17 protein-coding genes and 1 pseudogene are annotated in these 15,757 nt (G+C 65.0%); 6 read left to right on the top strand and 12 right to left on the bottom strand.

What is annotated here, in order from left to right; translation table 11 throughout:
• Positions 1-5: 5 nt before the first annotated feature.
• The 10 genes and pseudogenes from DFO63_RS03685 to DFO63_RS03730 all read right to left on the bottom strand — a co-directional run bounded on the left by DFO63_RS03685 (position 6) and on the right by DFO63_RS03730 (position 8,845).
• The gene (locus DFO63_RS03685; RefSeq protein WP_080347493.1) at positions 6-314 is read right to left on the bottom strand and encodes a VirB3 family type IV secretion system protein; all 309 of its coding nucleotides are present in this window, start codon (positions 312-314) and stop codon (positions 6-8) included.
• Positions 307-714 carry a TrbC/VirB2 family protein gene (locus tag DFO63_RS03690; RefSeq protein WP_049444299.1) on the bottom strand — a complete coding sequence of 136 codons (408 nt, stop codon included), beginning with the start codon at positions 712-714 and terminating at the stop codon, positions 307-309. The genes DFO63_RS03685 and DFO63_RS03690 overlap by 8 nt, the downstream gene beginning before the upstream one ends.
• Before the next feature lie 580 nt (positions 715-1,294).
• A pseudogene (locus tag DFO63_RS22430) lies at positions 1,295-1,759 on the bottom strand (lytic transglycosylase domain-containing protein); the annotation flags it as partial.
• A 15-nt stretch (positions 1,760-1,774) separates the two neighbouring features.
• Positions 1,775-2,818, bottom strand: coding sequence for a P-type DNA transfer ATPase VirB11 (gene virB11, locus DFO63_RS03700; protein WP_049444303.1), 1,044 nt, complete (start codon positions 2,816-2,818; stop codon positions 1,775-1,777).
• A 14-nt stretch (positions 2,819-2,832) separates the two neighbouring features.
• Positions 2,833-4,086: a TrbI/VirB10 family protein gene (locus tag DFO63_RS03705; RefSeq protein WP_101765723.1), complete on the bottom strand. Its 1,254-nt coding sequence runs from the start codon at positions 4,084-4,086 to the stop codon at positions 2,833-2,835.
• Complete coding sequence (locus tag DFO63_RS03710) at positions 4,083-4,862, bottom strand: TrbG/VirB9 family P-type conjugative transfer protein (RefSeq protein ID WP_101765724.1); 780 nt, start codon at positions 4,860-4,862, stop codon at positions 4,083-4,085. Before DFO63_RS03710 ends, DFO63_RS03705 begins: the two co-directional genes overlap by 4 nt.
• Positions 4,859-5,905 carry a type IV secretion system protein gene (locus tag DFO63_RS03715; RefSeq protein WP_101765725.1) on the bottom strand — a complete coding sequence of 349 codons (1,047 nt, stop codon included), beginning with the start codon at positions 5,903-5,905 and terminating at the stop codon, positions 4,859-4,861. The genes DFO63_RS03710 and DFO63_RS03715 overlap by 4 nt, the downstream gene beginning before the upstream one ends.
• Positions 5,906-5,994: 89 nt before the next feature.
• Positions 5,995-6,441: a hypothetical protein gene (locus DFO63_RS03720; RefSeq protein ID WP_042358796.1), complete on the bottom strand. Its 447-nt coding sequence runs from the start codon at positions 6,439-6,441 to the stop codon at positions 5,995-5,997.
• Between the two features lie 431 nt (positions 6,442-6,872).
• Positions 6,873-8,552: a type IV secretory system conjugative DNA transfer family protein gene (locus tag DFO63_RS03725; RefSeq protein ID WP_101765726.1), complete on the bottom strand. Its 1,680-nt coding sequence runs from the start codon at positions 8,550-8,552 to the stop codon at positions 6,873-6,875.
• A 35-nt stretch (positions 8,553-8,587) separates the two neighbouring features.
• The gene (locus tag DFO63_RS03730) at positions 8,588-8,845 is read right to left on the bottom strand and encodes a hypothetical protein (protein ID WP_049444463.1); all 258 of its coding nucleotides are present in this window, start codon (positions 8,843-8,845) and stop codon (positions 8,588-8,590) included.
• Between the two features lie 221 nt (positions 8,846-9,066).
• Here DFO63_RS03730 and DFO63_RS03735 point away from each other — a divergent pair, with 221 nt between their 5' ends.
• On the top strand, positions 9,067-10,278 hold the full coding sequence (locus DFO63_RS03735) for an MFS transporter (RefSeq protein ID WP_119006459.1): 1,212 nt from the start codon (positions 9,067-9,069) through the stop codon (positions 10,276-10,278).
• Between the two features lie 18 nt (positions 10,279-10,296).
• On the opposite strand, the gene DFO63_RS03740 is transcribed toward DFO63_RS03735, so the two are convergent.
• On the bottom strand, positions 10,297-10,776 hold the full coding sequence (locus DFO63_RS03740) for a MerR family transcriptional regulator (protein WP_049444310.1): 480 nt from the start codon (positions 10,774-10,776) through the stop codon (positions 10,297-10,299).
• An 89-nt stretch (positions 10,777-10,865) separates the two neighbouring features.
• On the opposite strand from DFO63_RS03740, the gene DFO63_RS03745 reads away from it, so the two are divergent.
• The 4 genes from DFO63_RS03745 to DFO63_RS03760 all read left to right on the top strand — a co-directional run bounded on the left by DFO63_RS03745 (position 10,866) and on the right by DFO63_RS03760 (position 13,416).
• The gene (locus tag DFO63_RS03745; protein ID WP_119006460.1) at positions 10,866-12,104 is read left to right on the top strand and encodes an NADH:flavin oxidoreductase/NADH oxidase family protein; all 1,239 of its coding nucleotides are present in this window, start codon (positions 10,866-10,868) and stop codon (positions 12,102-12,104) included.
• 92 nt (positions 12,105-12,196) lie between these two features.
• The gene (locus tag DFO63_RS03750; protein WP_049444314.1) at positions 12,197-12,673 is read left to right on the top strand and encodes a hypothetical protein; all 477 of its coding nucleotides are present in this window, start codon (positions 12,197-12,199) and stop codon (positions 12,671-12,673) included.
• A gap of 103 nt (positions 12,674-12,776) precedes the next feature.
• A complete protein-coding gene (locus tag DFO63_RS03755; protein WP_119006461.1) occupies positions 12,777-13,046 on the top strand; it encodes a hypothetical protein in 270 nt (89 codons plus the stop codon).
• A gap of 124 nt (positions 13,047-13,170) precedes the next feature.
• Entirely contained in the window at positions 13,171-13,416 is a 246-nt protein-coding gene (locus DFO63_RS03760) for a hypothetical protein (RefSeq protein WP_119006462.1), read from the top strand.
• Between the two features lie 45 nt (positions 13,417-13,461).
• On the opposite strand, the gene DFO63_RS03765 is transcribed toward DFO63_RS03760, so the two are convergent.
• A complete protein-coding gene (locus DFO63_RS03765; RefSeq protein WP_049444318.1) occupies positions 13,462-14,991 on the bottom strand; it encodes an FAD-dependent monooxygenase in 1,530 nt (509 codons plus the stop codon).
• 82 nt (positions 14,992-15,073) lie between these two features.
• Between DFO63_RS03765 and DFO63_RS03770 the strand changes: the two genes are divergently transcribed.
• Positions 15,074-15,718, top strand: coding sequence for a TetR/AcrR family transcriptional regulator (locus DFO63_RS03770; RefSeq protein ID WP_119006463.1), 645 nt, complete (start codon positions 15,074-15,076; stop codon positions 15,716-15,718).
• The last annotated feature ends 39 nt before the right edge of the window (positions 15,719-15,757 follow it).

Raw genomic sequence — 15,757 nt, forward strand, 5'->3', positions numbered from 1 at the left:
GGACCTCAATCCATTCGGGCCGGCTTGTTGCGGTAGTGATTGGGGTTGAACACCCACATGCCATCGTGTTCCGGCACGTTGCGCACCTTCAGCTTGAACATCAGGCGCAGGCCCAGCAACCGGAAGATCATTTCGTCACGCTTGGCCATGTGCCGCATGATGAAGATCGCCACCGGAATGGTGAGCAGGAACCAGAAGTTCGTGTACACGCTGAGGAGCAACAGCCCGCCCGCCACCATGAAAAATGGCAGGTAGGGCACGCCCAGGAACATCGCTGGACGCGTGCAACCGCGGAACAGGACGTTCTTATGCACTGTAGTACTGGATCGCGTTGTTGATCAGGTAGTACGTCGTGCTGCCGCCGGTGCACTTGCCGTCGCTGCCCTCGCCCAGCAGCATGCGCGCGATCTGGCCAGCGGCACCGATCAGCACGCCACCGATCAGGATCGGCGCGACGTCACCGATGCGCTTGTGCGCGAAGGCGATCTGGTAGCCGGCGAAGATCACCGCGATGGTCACCACGGCGATCGAGGCCATGTTCAGCAGGCCGTTGATGTTGGAGAAGAAACCGCAGACCTTCTTGTCGGTGCCGCCGAAGTCGGTGCCGGTGGCGAACACCTGCGGGGCGAACAGTGCGCCAACGAAGATCGTGGCCATCAGCAGGGTCTTCAGCGTGCGCTGGGCCTGGACGAGGTCGAGATTGGATCGCTTCATGGATTGATTTCCTTGTTGATGGACTAACACAACTGAATCGACCAGCCGGGGGACTGGCCGCACCACGACTTCGTCAGAACACGAAGGCCGCATCCCCTGCGGGAATCTGCTGCGCCGGCGCAGCCTGCACCGGTGCGTTGAATGAATTGTCGCCACCGGCGACAGGCTGGTTGCGCTCGCTCCAGGGCCGCAGCATCACGGGCCCCTCATTGCCGGCGCCGGCAGCGCCTGGCAACTGCTGCGGCATGGCCATCGCCTGCGCAGCACCCTGCTGAGGCAGTTGCTGCGGCATGCCACTGGCCTGTTGCTGCGGATAGGCGGCCCCTTGGGTGGGCTGCGCCTGCGGCTGCATCATCCGGTCCACCGAACCCAGCACTACCTTGGACAGTGCCTGGTCGGCGATGTTCAGCAGGCTGCCCCGCGCCATCGCACCGGTGGAGGGATACACGACATACGCGCGTGCCGGGTCTTCCGACGGCACGTACACCGGACCATTGGACTGCGCAACGATGCGGGCCTGCGCCGGAGATGCCAACTGCGGATGATGCTCGACCTTCATGCTGCGGCGTTCACCGCGACTCACCACGTCGATCGGCGCAACACCATTGCTGGCAAGCTGCTGCCCGCGGCGCATCGAGTCATAGACTTTCTGCACGTAGCCGTGACGGAAGCCGGTCTCGAAATTACCCGAGTAGTAGCAGCTGAACGACTTGCCCCAGTCACCGCCGGAGCGCTTGTAGCACTCGGCGAGAATGCGCGAACCCGCCTGCAGGTTCGGGCACTGCTGGAAGGCCTTCTCGTAGGAATCCAGGCCGTACTTGCCGAGGTTGTAGCGATTGACCTGGGCCAGCCCGATGGAGAAGTTGTAGCCCTTCTCTTCCAGCATGCGCACCGTCGCCAGCGCTTCATCCAAGGCCTTGGGCTGGCGCACCAGTGCGCCGCCGACCACGCCGATGGCGTAGGGATTGCGCGACGATTCGACGTTGATGACGTGCTGCATCACATCCATCGAGACGGCCATCTCCGGGCACGCCATCATTTCCAGTCCTGGCAGCATCCTTCAGCCCTCCTGCCCCTGGGCACGCCCAGGATTGAAGTCGATGCCGGTGATGTAGCGCGAACCGGCATGCGCCTTGATATGCACGACGATGTCGATGGTCATCATCAACAGTCGCTTGATCACGTTGAATTCGAGGCCCGAACCTTCGGTCGAGGCCTTCACCATCAATGCCAGCTGGTCCCAGGTCTGCTCCGGGCTGCCCGCGTGGCAACTGGTGATCGAACCCGGGTGGCCCGATGCGCAGTTGCGGATGAAGTAGAACGCTTCATCACCTCGCAGCTCTGCCAGGATGATGCGTTCGGGCTTCATGCGCAGGCACGCTTCCATGCAGCTCTTGGCGCTGACATTGCTGGTGCTTTGTCCACCCTTGGAATACAGCAGGTGCACGACATTGGGTTGGGTCAGAAACAGTTCGCGCGCGTCCTCGATCGTGACCAGGCGCTCGCTGTCCGGGATATGATTGACCAGCGCTTTCATGAAGGTGGTCTTGCCGCTACCGGTCGCACCGGATACCACGATGTTCTTGCGGTACATCACCGCACGCCGGAAGAACTCGGCGTACTCGCGCGAATGGCGCAGCTCCAGCAGTTCGCGATCCTGCTCGCTGATGCTGCCATCGCTTTCCAGGATCTGATTGAAGAAGCCGTCTTCGTGATACTGGCTGAGCGACTTGGTGTGCTTGGACGGCAGACGGATGGTGATCGACACCTTGCCAGCGTCACATGCGGGCGGAATCACGAACTGCGCACGCTGGCCGGTGGGGAACGTGAGCGACACGACCGGATCGGCATCGGTGATGCGCTGGCCGGTGTTGCTCTCGTTCACCACCGCCGTGCAGAACTGCCGGGCCCGCTCGAAGGTCAGGCTCGGCACGTCTACCCGCTGCCACCCCGCCCGGGTTTCCAGGTACAGCTCACCGGGACGATTGATGCAGATTTCCGTCACTTCCGGGGACGTCATGTACTCGGCGATGCCCAGCACTTCGTACTGATAGCGCAGGAAATCGCTGGAGACGAGGGCGAGGGGTGACACTTCGGCGTCCATGATCGTTCGTTGGGTTACCGGCGGGGGTGGAGCACGTTGGTGAAGTCGACGTCCTTGGCAACGTAGACGTTCACGATCGTGCCCTGGTTGATGGTGACGGTCGGCGGACGGCGGTTGCTGCTGAGTGCCTCGTTGGCCAGGCGCTCCATCGTGCGTGCGGTAGCACTCTCATAGGGCGACTGCACCGTCATGCCGTTGTTGGCGATGGTGGTCGTCTCCGGACCGTGTTCGGCGGCTGCGTACTTGAAGGCATCGGAAATCAGGCTGATCATCAGCGCCGAGGCGATACGACTGCCCCAGTGCGCGCTGTACTGGCCCGGATGACCGGCGCCACCCAGCTGATCCACGCCCGGGCTGGACATCGCAACGTCGATGCCATTGGGAGTGGTGATGCGATCCCAGATCACTTCCACGCGCTTGCCCATCGGACCGCCGCCGTAAGCGCCATAGATCTTGGAGCCCTTCGGCAGCAGCAGGTTGCGACCATTGATCGAGTACACCGGCTCGGTCAGCAGGCACGAGGTATAGCCGGCGAGATCGGTGATGATGCGGGTTTCCAGCACGCAACGCAGGTAGGTGCCACGCACCAGCAGCGCATCGGGGCTCTGGATGTAGGTGGCACTGGAGACGTCTTCCACGTCCGGCCCACGGCGGATCTTCTGCTGCCCCTGCTGGTTGGGCATCATGTTCGCAAGCAGCGCCTGGCGGGTCTGCTCGTCGATCGCACTGCGCTGCGGTTGCGCGCGATTGCCTGCCGCAAGCGCGGCATCATCCACGCCGGCCATCCGGCGCTCGACCAGCGTCGGCCCACGGGGTTCCATGGCTTCCGGCCGGGACGCGATGGGCACCAGCTTCGGACCTTCGTCCTGCGACATCGGCGGAAGCATCGGAATCGGTTCGGCGGCAGTCGGCGGCGCCTGCGGAGGCGGCGCAACGTCCGGCAGTGTCGGCGTGCTGGCACGTGCGACATCCGGCACCTTCTGCGCGGCGTCATCGCCCTCCTGGCCCTTGCGGAACAGCAGGAAGCCCATGGCCACCAGCAGCAGCACGATGCCACCGAGGAACATCAGCGCCTTGCGGTTCAGCCGCTGCTCTTCGGCCGAGCGCAGCTGCGGTGCGGCCGCATCCAGATCCGGCGCAGGCTCGGCCTGGGTCGTGCCGAAGTACGGGTTCGACTGCGCGTCCGGGGCACCCTGTGCGCCGTACGGGCTCTGGCTCTCGTCGCGTCCGTTGTTCGGGTCGTTTCCGGGAGTGTTCTGCTGGCTCATTTCTTCACGTTCCTTCGCAGGCCGACGACGAAGTCGCCGTGGCGGATGACCAGGTACGGGTGCGTCCCGTGCACGATCAGCGTATTGCCTTCAACCGTGGTGTTGACCACGAAGTCTTCACCGTATTCCGTTTCGCGACCGAACACCGCCGGGAAGATGCCGGTCTTGTACTCCGGCGAATTCGGCAGTTTCAGGTAGGTGAAACGACCATCGTCATAGGCGTTGACCGGGATCAGCCACCCCATCTTCTTCGCCTTGCTGGTCGAATAGGAGTAGTTGAAGTTGTACTGGCGGTCCTTGGCCAGTTCAGAGCTCAACAACGGCTTGGCCTCTTCCTCGACCGCCTCCTGGGCGACGCCGAACACGGTGTCGTTCGGATAGACGAAGGCGATCTTGTACTGCACGCCTGCACGACGGGCCTGTTCCAGCTGGCGCCAGTCGGTGGCCACCACTTTCAGCTCGAAGATGTAGGAATGGGTCTCGGTGCGCACCATCATGTTGGTGTCGACGTCGACGTTCTTCGGCTTGATGTAGAACACGTTCTCGCGGCGGGTCAGTTCCCAGCCGCTGCTGAAGCCGGTGCTGTAGTCGAGGATCTTCTCGTTCGGGCTCAACTCGATCTGGGTGGTCAGACCCAGGCCGGTGCGAACCGGATAGATACGGTCCTTCTCGTACTCGTAATGGTCAACCGCCTGCGCCATTGCCGCTGCTGAGAACAGCAACGACAACATCGACAGCAGCGCCAGTGCGCTTCCCCTGATATTTCGACTACTCATCGGTTGCTTGCTCCATCAGCAGTTCCGGTGGAATTGTTCTGCGCCGGCCTCATGGCCGGCTGTCCGGGCATGACCTGCCCCGGCATTGCTTGCCCCTGCACCGGCTGACCCGGCATGGGTTGCCCCTGTACGGGCTGACCCTGCATCGGCTGGCCCGGCACCTGGCCGTTGGCCGGAACCGCGACCGGCTGGCCGGTAGCCGGATCGATCATCGTGGCCGCGGCCGGATTGTTCGGATCGTAGACGCCCTGCGCCTGCTGCGCGGCCTGCTGCGCCTGCGCCTGCATGGCGCCGTCATCCGGCACTGGCACGCCACGCGAGTAGTCGTTGTCGACGCGGTACTCGGTGACCTGGAACGCCAGCGGGTTGAGGATGCGATCCTGTTCGGACAGCGCCAGGTTCTGGTTGTAGCCGAAGCGCATCGTCACCAGCTGGTTGTCCAGGTAGGTGGCGACGCCAGTGCGCTTGTCCAGCAGGCTGCGCTGGATGCGCACCGAAGCGCCGCGGAAGCTGCCGTTCGGCTCGGCGCCCAGCGGCGTGATGCTGAGGATCTTGACCCGGATGGCGCGCTCGCGGCCATACATCACGAACGGGTTCTGCGGGTTGTTGCCGGCATAGCGCACGCGCATGGACTGCGCCACCGGATCGGTGGACATCACGAACACCAGTTCCCAGTCGCGCAGGCCCATCACCGCCGAGTCGTACGATTCGCGCGCGAGCACGTACTGGGCGACATTGCTGCGATTGATCGCTTCGTTGGTGGTGATCGTCTCGCCCTGGAAGGTGCCACTCAGGCGCGCGACGGTCGCGGTGCCGGTGTAGGCATCGGCCATCACCAGGAACGGCACCTTCTCCTTCAGCGGCAGCATGTAGTAGTAGCCGCCCGCGAGGGCGAGCGACATCAGCAATGAGCCTGTGGCAACCCACCACGCACGTCGCTCGCTGCGGCGTGCCATGTCGGCCACGGTGATCTCGTAGCTGACCGCCTTGGCGACCGACTGCTCGACCTTGGGACTATTGCCGGGATCCTTCTTGCGGAACATGGATTCTTCCGTACTGCTGAAACATCAATGGGCGTGGCACCCCTGCGACAGGCGCGGGGAGCGGCACGTTCGATGATTTCGAGGTGGACTCAGGTGCCGCTGCTGGACTCAGCGCCCTGCGCCGACGCGGTCGGCGTCGAGCCTGCGCTCTGCACAACGATCTGGTTGCCAACGATGGAGACGGAGATGCCCTGCGCTGCATAGGCTGCGGTCAGATCGATCACGGCCTGCTGTGCATTGGTGGTGTCGATGTTCGAGACCGCGCCGAACAGGGTGAAGTCCGAGCTGAGGCGGTAGTCCAGCGTGCGTCCGGAATCCTTGGCCCAGCGCTCGAGCATGGCTTTGAGCGTGCCATCCATCGGCGAGGCCTGGTAGACGTAGCTGGAGTACAGCGGGATTTCGGTCGTTGCCGCAGCAAAGCGGTTGACCGGCTTCCAACGGCCTCCGAAATCGGGAGCGGACTTGGTGGCACAACCTGCCACCATCAGCGCCGCCACTGCGGCGATGGACATTTTTGCGATAAACGCCTGATTCATACGGGCTTCACTTTGACGTACGAAAAAGCAGTTCCGAGCGTTGGATCCCTGGTCGTCCGGCGCTGCATGGCGCACGCCGGAAACGGGGAGACGCGCTGGATTGCAGCACACCTGCCCCGGCTCCCCTGCAGCCTTGCGGCTGCCAACCAGGTTGCAGGCCGAGCGACGGACTTCAGCCGCCACGCACCTGCACACCCTTACCAACGTCGAAACCATCCTTGTTTCCATGGCACAAACTCCTGGCCACCCTACTGCTGAAACTTTGACACCCGGCACATATTTCCGGACCTCAAACATAGGGTCGCACAACCACGCGTCAATTCCATGTCAGGAAAACCTGAAAATCTATCTCTCCGTGCTATTTTTTTGACGAAGCTCACCAATTCACGTTACTGAATACGAATGAAGTTCACATTTTTACATCTGTGAATTCAGACTTTGAGCATCGGAACGTCCACCTTCGGCAGCAGTCTCGAAGTGAAGTAACGGTCCTTGTAGTACCGGATCTTGTCGCACTTCACCGGATGCGGTATGCCCTCGTACAGGAACACCTCCATGTCCGGCCCCATCGCCTTCAGCTCCTGCGGCAGCATCAGCGCGCGCCGTTCCTCGGTGAAGTTGTGGGTCTTCTCGCGGGCATGGGTGACGTTCTTCTTGCGCACCGTGGTGTAGCCCAGCATGTCCGAGTAGTCGTTGGCATCCTGCTGTTCGCGCGGCGCGTACAGGATCTGCAGGGCGTGGTTGGTGATGATCGTGCGCGAGACTTCCCGGCCGTAGGTGGCATCGAGCTGCGACATGCTCTGGATGATCGGCAGCAGGCGGATGTTATAGCCCGCCATGTAGGACACCGCCGAGGCGATGATCTCCACTTTGCCGATCGAGGTGAATTCGTCCATCAGCAGCAGGCACTGGTACTTCAGGTCCGGGTTGGACTTGGGCAGTTCCTTGGTGTTGAGGTTGATCAGCTGGCTGAAGAACAGGTTGATGATCAGCCGGCTCTCGGCCAGCTTGTTCGGCTGGATGCCGATATAGATGGTCATCTTCTTCTTGCGGACGTCGGTCAGCAGGAAGTCGTTGCAGCTGGTGGCCTTGTCCAGCACCGGATTGATCCAGGGGTTCAGCGGCTCCTTGAAGGTGCCCAGGATCGAGGCGAAGGTCTCATCGGCCTGCGACAGCATGTTGGCGAACGCCGAACGTGCGTTGGCACTGAGGAACGATCGCTCCGACAGGGTCTTGAGGTACTTCTTCAGTTCGGTGCCGTCACCAGAGGACAACCGGTACACCGCGCCCAGCGTGGGCGTGCCCGAGCCGCCCGGGAAGCCACTGCTGCGCTCGTCGTCCCAGTTCTCGAACAGGTACAGGGTGAAGGCCATGAACGCGTTGCGTGCCTGGCTGACCCAGAATTTCTGGTCCTCGGCCCCGTCCGGATACAGCATCGCAGCGATGCTCATCAGGTCCGAGACGCGGAAGGCCGGATCGTCGGAGACGTAGCTGAGCGGGTTCCAGCGGTGCGTGCGCCGATCCTCGGCGAAGGGATTGAACAGGTAGATCTCCTGGCCCTGGCTGGCGCGCCAGCCGCTGGTCAGGTCGAAGTTCTCCTGCTTGATGTCCAGCACCACCAGTGATTCGCCGTACTCCAGCAGGTTCGGGATGACCACGCCCACGCCCTTGCCCGAGCGGGTCGGCGCGGCCAGGATCACGAACTGCTGGCCATCGAGGCGCACCAGCTTGCCGCCATGGCTGCCGACCACGATGCTCTGGCCGGTCTTCTTGAACATGCCGTGCTTGGCCAGGTCGGCACCGGTGGCGAAGCGCGCGTCGCCGTGCAGCGAGCGCTTGTCCTTCTTCATCAGCAGCACCAGGCCGGTCACCAGCAGCACCAGCAGGGGCAGGCCGAAGCCCACGTAGCCTGCCCATTTGATCTTGCCCACGAAGGGCGCAACCTGCGGCTGGCCGATGGCGTGGACGTACTGGTAGTAGGTGTTCCAGGTGAACAGCTGGGTGTCCAGCCCCAGGAACAGCAGGGTCAGGTAACCGGAAAACACGAAACCAAGCAGCAGGGTCGCCAGCGTGATGATGGCGATGAGCAGATACTTCTTACTGGGCAACACCCGAATCCTCCATGATGCGCACGCGGCGCGACGGCCTAGCGGTGGCGCCAGCGCGACGCCTTCTTCCGCAGGTGGTTCTCATTCTCCAGCCCGGGCTCCTCGCCCTCCTCACGCACCAGTTGCAACAAGCGTTGGCGCGCTTCGGCCAGTGATATCAGGTCGGTCAGACGATCCCCATCGTCGGCGACGACCGCATGGCCGACCACATCGCCCGGAGCGTACACCGGCGCGTAGGACACCGCTACCAGCTGATAGCGCCCGCGCGACTCCAGCACGTGCCTGAACTCCTGCATCGATCCGCCTCCTTGTTTGAGCAACGCCACAGTCCCCTGGCCCCCCATCATGCCCGCTGGCATGTCGTCTGCGCATGCACACCGGCGGCACGGATCGGCGGCCCCTCCCGCAGCGGAGGCGGCATTACCACCGATCAAACACTGATTTACCCCCAGCGTGGCTGCCCCTGCTGCGGTGCAGCAGTACAATGGCCGGCTCCCCGCCCCCATCGCGCCCCCGCATGAGCCCCAACTCTTCCCTGGCTGCGCGGCTGACGCCCCGTCAGCGCACCCTGATCATCCTCGCCCTGTCGCTGGGTGGCTTCGCCATCGGTACCAGCGAGTTCGCCAGCATGGGCCTGATGCTGGAGATCAGCCGCGGCCTGTCGATCTCCGAAACCCAGGTCGGCCATCTGATCAGCGCCTACGCCATCGGCGTGGTGGTCGGCGCCCCGATCCTCGCCTTCGTCGGCGCCAGCTTCCCACGCCGCAAGCTGCTGCTGGCGCTGATGGGCTTCTATGCCATTGGCAACCTGGCCAGCGCGCTGGCGCCGAACTACGGCACGATGCTGGTGGCACGCTTCGTTGCCGGCCTGCCGCATGGCGCCTACTTCGGCGTGGCGATGCTGGTGGCTGCGGCGATCAGTCCCGCCGGCCAGCGCGGCCAGGCGATGTCGCGCGTGCTGCTGGGCCTGTCGATCGCGATCCTGGTCGGCAACCCGCTGACCACCTGGCTGGGCCAGCAGCTGAGCTGGCGCACCGCCTTTGCTCTGGTCAGCGTGCTGGCCATCGCCACCGTGGCGATGATCGCGCGCTTCCTGCTGCCGGACCCGGATGAAGTGCGTACCTCGCCGATGCGCGAGCTGCGCGCCTTCAACACCACCCAGGTGTGGCTGGCGCTGGCGATCGGTGCGGTCGGCTTCGCCGGCATGTTCTGTGTGTTCACCTACCTGGCACCGACCCTGGTGCAGGTCACCGGCGTGGCCGAATCGTGGATGCCGCTGGCGGTGGGCGTGTTCGGCATCGGCGCGATCATCGGCAACATCGCCGGCGGCTGGCTGGTGGACAAGTTCCACTTCAAGGCCGCCGCCGTGGTGCTGCCGTGGTCGATCGTGATGCTGCTGCTGTATCCGCTGGCGGCACAGTCGGTGTGGACCATCGGCCCGATGATCATCACCGTCGGCACCATGGGCGCGCTGGCGGCGGTGCTGCAGACCCGCCTGATGGACGTGGCCGGTGAAGCGCAGACGCTGGCAGCGGCCTCCAACCACGCCGCGTTCAATACCGCCAATGCGCTCGGCCCGTGGCTGGGCGGCATGGCGATCAGCGCCGGCTTCAGCCCGGCCAGTACCGGCTATGTCGGTGCAGCCACCGCGATCGGCGGCCTGCTGCTGTGGTGCGTGGCAGTGACGCTGGACAAGAAGCGCAAGACTGCCGTCGCCGGCAGCCACTGAAGAAACCGCGCCGGGTCGTCAGCCGCTGCCCAAGCGGCGGCGGCGATCCGGACGCAGCAACGCGGTATCGCCGGCCGCAAGGGTCGGCCGCGCCAGCTCGCCGCGCTTCACGCGGTCCAGCACCCGCCGCGAATTGGCTGCACAGTCGATGCCGTCCGGCCGTGCCTGGATGTCCTCGATCAGGGCCAGCAGGTGCGCCCGGCTCTCTGCCAACCGCAGCTGCAATGCCTCGATGTCGGCCACCTTCTGCTGCAGCATCGTGATCAACGCATCGTGCTGCCACTGGCCCATGTCCGGCGGCAGCAGGGCGCGGATCTCTTCCAGGCTGAAGCCTGCACGCTGCGCGCCCGTGATCAGCTCCAGCAGCAGCACTGCCTGTTCCGGGTAGTCACGGTAGCCATTGGCCTGGCGCTGCACCACCAGCAGCCCCGCGTCTTCATAGAAGCGGATGCGCGACGCCGCGAGGCCCGTGAGGCGGGCCAGCTCACCGATCTTCATCTGTATGAATCCTCGACATCGGAGCCTGTTGACCTTCAATCAAACTTGAAGGTTAGCGTAGCGCCATTCCCCTGTCCTGGAGCTGTCCGATGTCGCTGTTCTCGCCCCTGGCACTGCCCTCCGGTGCCGTCATCCGCAACCGCATCGCCAAGGCGGCGATGGAGGAAAACATGGCCGACGCCGACCACGCGCCTTCCGATGCGCTGCTGCAGCTGTACCAGCGTTGGGCCGACGGCGGCGCAGGGTTGATCATCACCGGTAACGTGATGGTCGATGGCCGCGCCATGACCGGTCCCGGCGGGGTGGTGCTGGAAGACGATCGCCACCTTGACCGCTTCATCGCCTGGGCCGAAACGGTACGCTCGCGGGGCGCGCAGATGTGGATGCAGATCAACCATCCCGGGCGGCAGATGCCGGCCGCGCTCGGCCAACCCACCCTCGCGCCGTCAGCCGTCGCCCTGGAGATGGGCGCGCTGTCCAGGCAGTTCGCACCGCCGCGGGCGATGACCGAGGCGGACATCGAAGAGGTGATCGCCCGCTTCATCCGCAGCGCCGAGCTGGCCGAGCGCGCCGGGTTCAGTGGCGTGGAGATCCATGCCGCGCACGGCTACCTGCTCAGCCAGTTCCTGTCGCCCCTGTCGAACCGCCGCGACGACCGCTGGGGTGGCAGCCTGCACAACCGTGCACGCCTGCTGCGGGAGATCGTGCAGGGCGTGCGCGCCACCGTGTCACCCACGTTTGTGGTGGCCGTGAAGCTCAACTCCGCCGACTTCCAGCGCGGCGGCTTCTCGCCCGAGGATGCGCGCGAAGTGGTGGAAATGCTGGCGCCCCTCGGCCTGGACCTGGTCGAGCTGTCCGGTGGAAGCTACGAAGCGCCGGCCATGACCGGTGCCGCGCGTGACCAACGCAGCCTGGCCCGCGAGGCCTACTTCCTGGAGTTCGCGCGTGAGATCGCCACGGTGGCGACGATGCCGCTGATGGTCACCGGCGGTATCCGCCGTCGCGCCGTGGCCGAGCAGGTACGGGACAGCGGTGTGGCCATGGTCGGCATCGCCACCGCGCTGGCGATCGAGCCGGATCTGCCGCAACACTGGCAGCAGGGACGCGATCCGGTGCCGACACTGCGCACCATCGACTGGCGCAGCAAGCCGTTGGCCGCCAGCGCACACATGGCAGCGGTGAAGTACCAGCTGGGGCGGCTGAGCCGGCGCCGCCCCACCGCGCCGGGTGTCTCACCGGTGTGGGCGCTGCTGTTGGCACAGGCCGCCGGAAAATGCCGGACCCGCCGCTACCGGCGCTGGATCGGTGCACGCGCAGGCGGATACTGAGCGGGCAGGCTTCTCATCGCTGAAGCGATGCTCCACCATCTGCATGATCGGCGGCAGCCCGTCGCCGGTCGCAACAGGCAGAAGGAACCCCCGTGGCAGCAGGACCAACCAGGAACCGCGAAAAGCTGCTCGATGACCTGCTCTCGCTGGGCCGCAACTGGGCGCTGGCCATCGCCATCGCAGGCGCCGGGGCCGCGGTCCATTACAGCGAGTCGGTATACGAAGCAGGAATGTGGCGCGGCCTGCTGCCCACGCTCTGCTTCCTGGTCGCCATCGTCTGGATCGTGCTCAGCATCATCCGCTTCGACCTGACCATCCAGCAGCACTTCGAGCGGAAACTGTCGCGCTGGCTCAGCCGCCTGCTGTATGTCGTGCTGCTTGGCACCGGCATCACCGCCGTGTTCTTCGTCACCGAACTGGCAGAGAACAACCACATCGCGCGGATGTGCGACTCGGTGGCCAACGAACCCGGCAGCCGCATCCACAGGTCGGCCGAATGCCAGCGCCTGTACCAGCATCGCGCAGCGTACCGGCAGCGTCTGGAATCGGCCGAGGGTGAGTTCGACTGAACGGGCTTCATCGCGGTCTTCGCGCGCGATGAACACATTTCGTGGATGTGCATTTCGGCACAGTGCAGCCGACGCCGCGCTCTCGGCCCGCACCGGACCCGCAATGCACCACCACCGCGCACCTGCCCGCCATGATGCCATCGCCCTGCAGGCCGGCATGCTGGGCAGCGTGTTGGGCGTGGCGTTGTTCAAGGCCATCGCCTTGTCTGCGTTGGCAGCCGGTTCGATGATGGGCATCGGGCTATGGATGGCAGCCTGCGCGCTGCTGGCGGCCTGGGCGCTCGCAGCCTATCTGGCCTGCCTGGCACTGAGCCGACGCGTGTTCGTGCTGATGTTGGTGCTGTGCACGGTACTGATGATCTGCATTGCCTGATCTGGCAAGGGCCGGACTATCGCGTAACTGTTACAAAATAACAAGTGCAGTTGGTCCGATTGTGCGTGCCCGGTGTCGCGGATTTGAATTCCATGGCCATCCCGGCATCACCCGAGACCACCCCATGGACCTGCAGCTCCCACTCCGCGCCACTCTCATTGCCATCTCCCTGGCGTCGCTCAGCGCCTGCGCCACCTATGACGACAGCAACATGCATCAGGCCTGCCAGGAGTCGCCCCAGCTGAAGGACCTGCCACGCGAGGTCGCTGCCCGCGAGAGCCGCTGCAACAAGGGCATGGAAGTGTGGTCGAGCGAGCGCAAGGGCAGTGACAAGCCGATCGACCTGAGCGGCAAGAAGAAGGATCTGTAACCGGGATCGGCGCAGCCGGCGTCGGCTGCGCCGCTGTCACCCGGGTCAACCCGCGGCCGCCGGACCGAACCATCGCTGCAGGGCTTCACGCAGCCCGGCCTCGGTGTCACCGGCATTGCAGGCCCAGGCGACGATGCCATCCGGGCGCACCAGCATTGCAGCCAGGCCCAACGGACTGTCTTCGGCCGCCATTACGCTGGCAACGCACCGTCGCCAGCCTTCGGTGACGGCACCCGAGGAAGCGGCCGGGCCGAACTGCAGCAACACGCCCTGCCCCGTCCGCAGTGCTTCACCCACGCGACGACCATCGGCCAGCCGGACGTCGGGCGTGCTGCGCCCGACCAGTGGATGGATGCCGCCCAGGTCCACCTGCTGCACAACGCCCCAGACCCGCTCGGCCAGATACGTGGCACCGTCAGGGGTGTCGGCCAGTTCGGCGATCACCGCCGCCAATGCGCGCGAGCCGGCGCCCGGCCGCATCAACGCAACCTGTGCACGCGACCAGTCCAGCACTTTCGCACCGATCGGGTGCCGCTCGGCCGTGTAGCTGTCAAGCAGTCCATCATCGGCGGTACCGCGCACCACCGCCGCCAGTTTCCAGCCAAGATTCATCGCATCGCCGATGCCAAGATTGAGTCCCTGGCCGCCCAGCGGCGAGTGCACATGCGCCGCATCCCCGGCCAGCATCACGCGGCCGATGCGATAGGTCTCCGCCTGACGCGCGCCATCGGTCCAGGTGCTCGACAGCTGCAGCGCGGTGATCGCTACGTCGCGACCAGAGACGCGCCGCAACAGCGCCTGTGCGGCCTCCTGGTCGAGTGGCGTGCGATGGCCCGCGCCACCGTCGAAGTCGGCCAGTGCCACCACGCCCGGTGGATTGAAATTGCACATGCCTTGATCGGTGTATTGCCGACCTGGCGTCAGCATCGTCGGATCGTCCAGCTCGACCAACAACGAGTGCCCGGTGAATTCAGGGGCAGTGCCGACGAAGCTGAAACCGCACTGCTTGCGCACGGTGCTGCGGCCGCCGTCGCAGCCCACCAGCCAGCGTCCTCGAACCGTTGCTCCCGCAGTCTCGACGGCCACCTCCATTTCACCGGGGTGGACCGCCTGTACCGCACAGCCGCGCTCGATGCGCACACCCAGTGCGATCGCACGCTCGACCAACACGGCTTCCAGCGCCTGCAGTTCCACCGCCATCTGGATGGGCACCGGCGTCGGCAGGCGATGGCGCCAGCGTGCACTGTCCACGTTGTCCAGGGCGAAAGGAATGCCGGCGAAGTGACCGCCCAGCGGTCGCGGTTGCGCCAGCCAATGGGCGGTGCCCGGCGGCGGTGCGCCCTTGTCCGGCTTCAGCACCTGGAGCGAGGCCACCGCGTCCAGCAGGCCGCGTCGATCCAGTGCCTCCAGGGTGGGCGCGTTCAAGCCGCGCAGGCCAAAGGGCAGGCGCTTCAACGGTGTCTCGGGAGATGCTGCCTGCTCCAGCACCATGACCGAACAGCCGGCCTGGGCCAGCTCGCAGGACAGGAACAGACCCACCGGGCCGGCCCCGGCAATGACGACGTCGTACAGCATGAGGATTCCCTGTGAGCACCGGGTCGGCACTCTGGCGACACCAATGTTACACTCGGTGTACGTTTCCACAAGTGAACCACCCATGACCCCGCCACCGGGCCGCCGCGAGCAGCGCAAGACCGAGACCCGACAGACCATTTCGGACGTCGCCACCGAGCTGATCATCCGTCGTGGCTTCGAGTCGGTGTCCATGTCCGAGATCGCCGATGCAGCCGGGGTCTCGCGCAAAACGGTCTTCAATTACTTCGCCAGCAAGGAAGACCTGGTGTTCGACCGCGATGAGGAGGCCCGCACCCTGCTCCGCGAGGGCATGACGGCGCGCCGCGGCATGACCCCGCTGGCCGCGTTTCAATCGCTGGTACGGCAGCTGCTCGCCAGCGGCCATCCCCTGCTGCGGATCAATGCCGGTGCGGCGGCCTTCTGGTCAACGGTGGCCGACAGCCCTGTGCTGGTGGCGCACGCGCGACGGCTGCAGGCGCAACTGGCCGACGACCTGGCGCAGCTGATGGCAGACGCCGTCGGCCGACCGGCGCACGACGCGGAGGCACGCCTGGGCGCAGCCATGCTGCTCGCGTCGATGGTGGCCGCCTATGAGAAAGGGCTGGCCAGCCAGCGGCAGGGCGACGATCCACGCGAGGCCATGCTGCAGCTGATCCTGCGGGGTGGCACCGGTGTGCTGGTGGCTTTGGCGGGAACCCCCTATACCGACCCGGGCCTGCGTCCATAGCGCATTCGGGGAATAGGTCACGAAGTATTACAAATGGTA

Source organism: Stenotrophomonas sp. AG209, from assembly GCF_003550055.1.
Taxonomy (GTDB): domain Bacteria; phylum Pseudomonadota; class Gammaproteobacteria; order Xanthomonadales; family Xanthomonadaceae; genus Stenotrophomonas.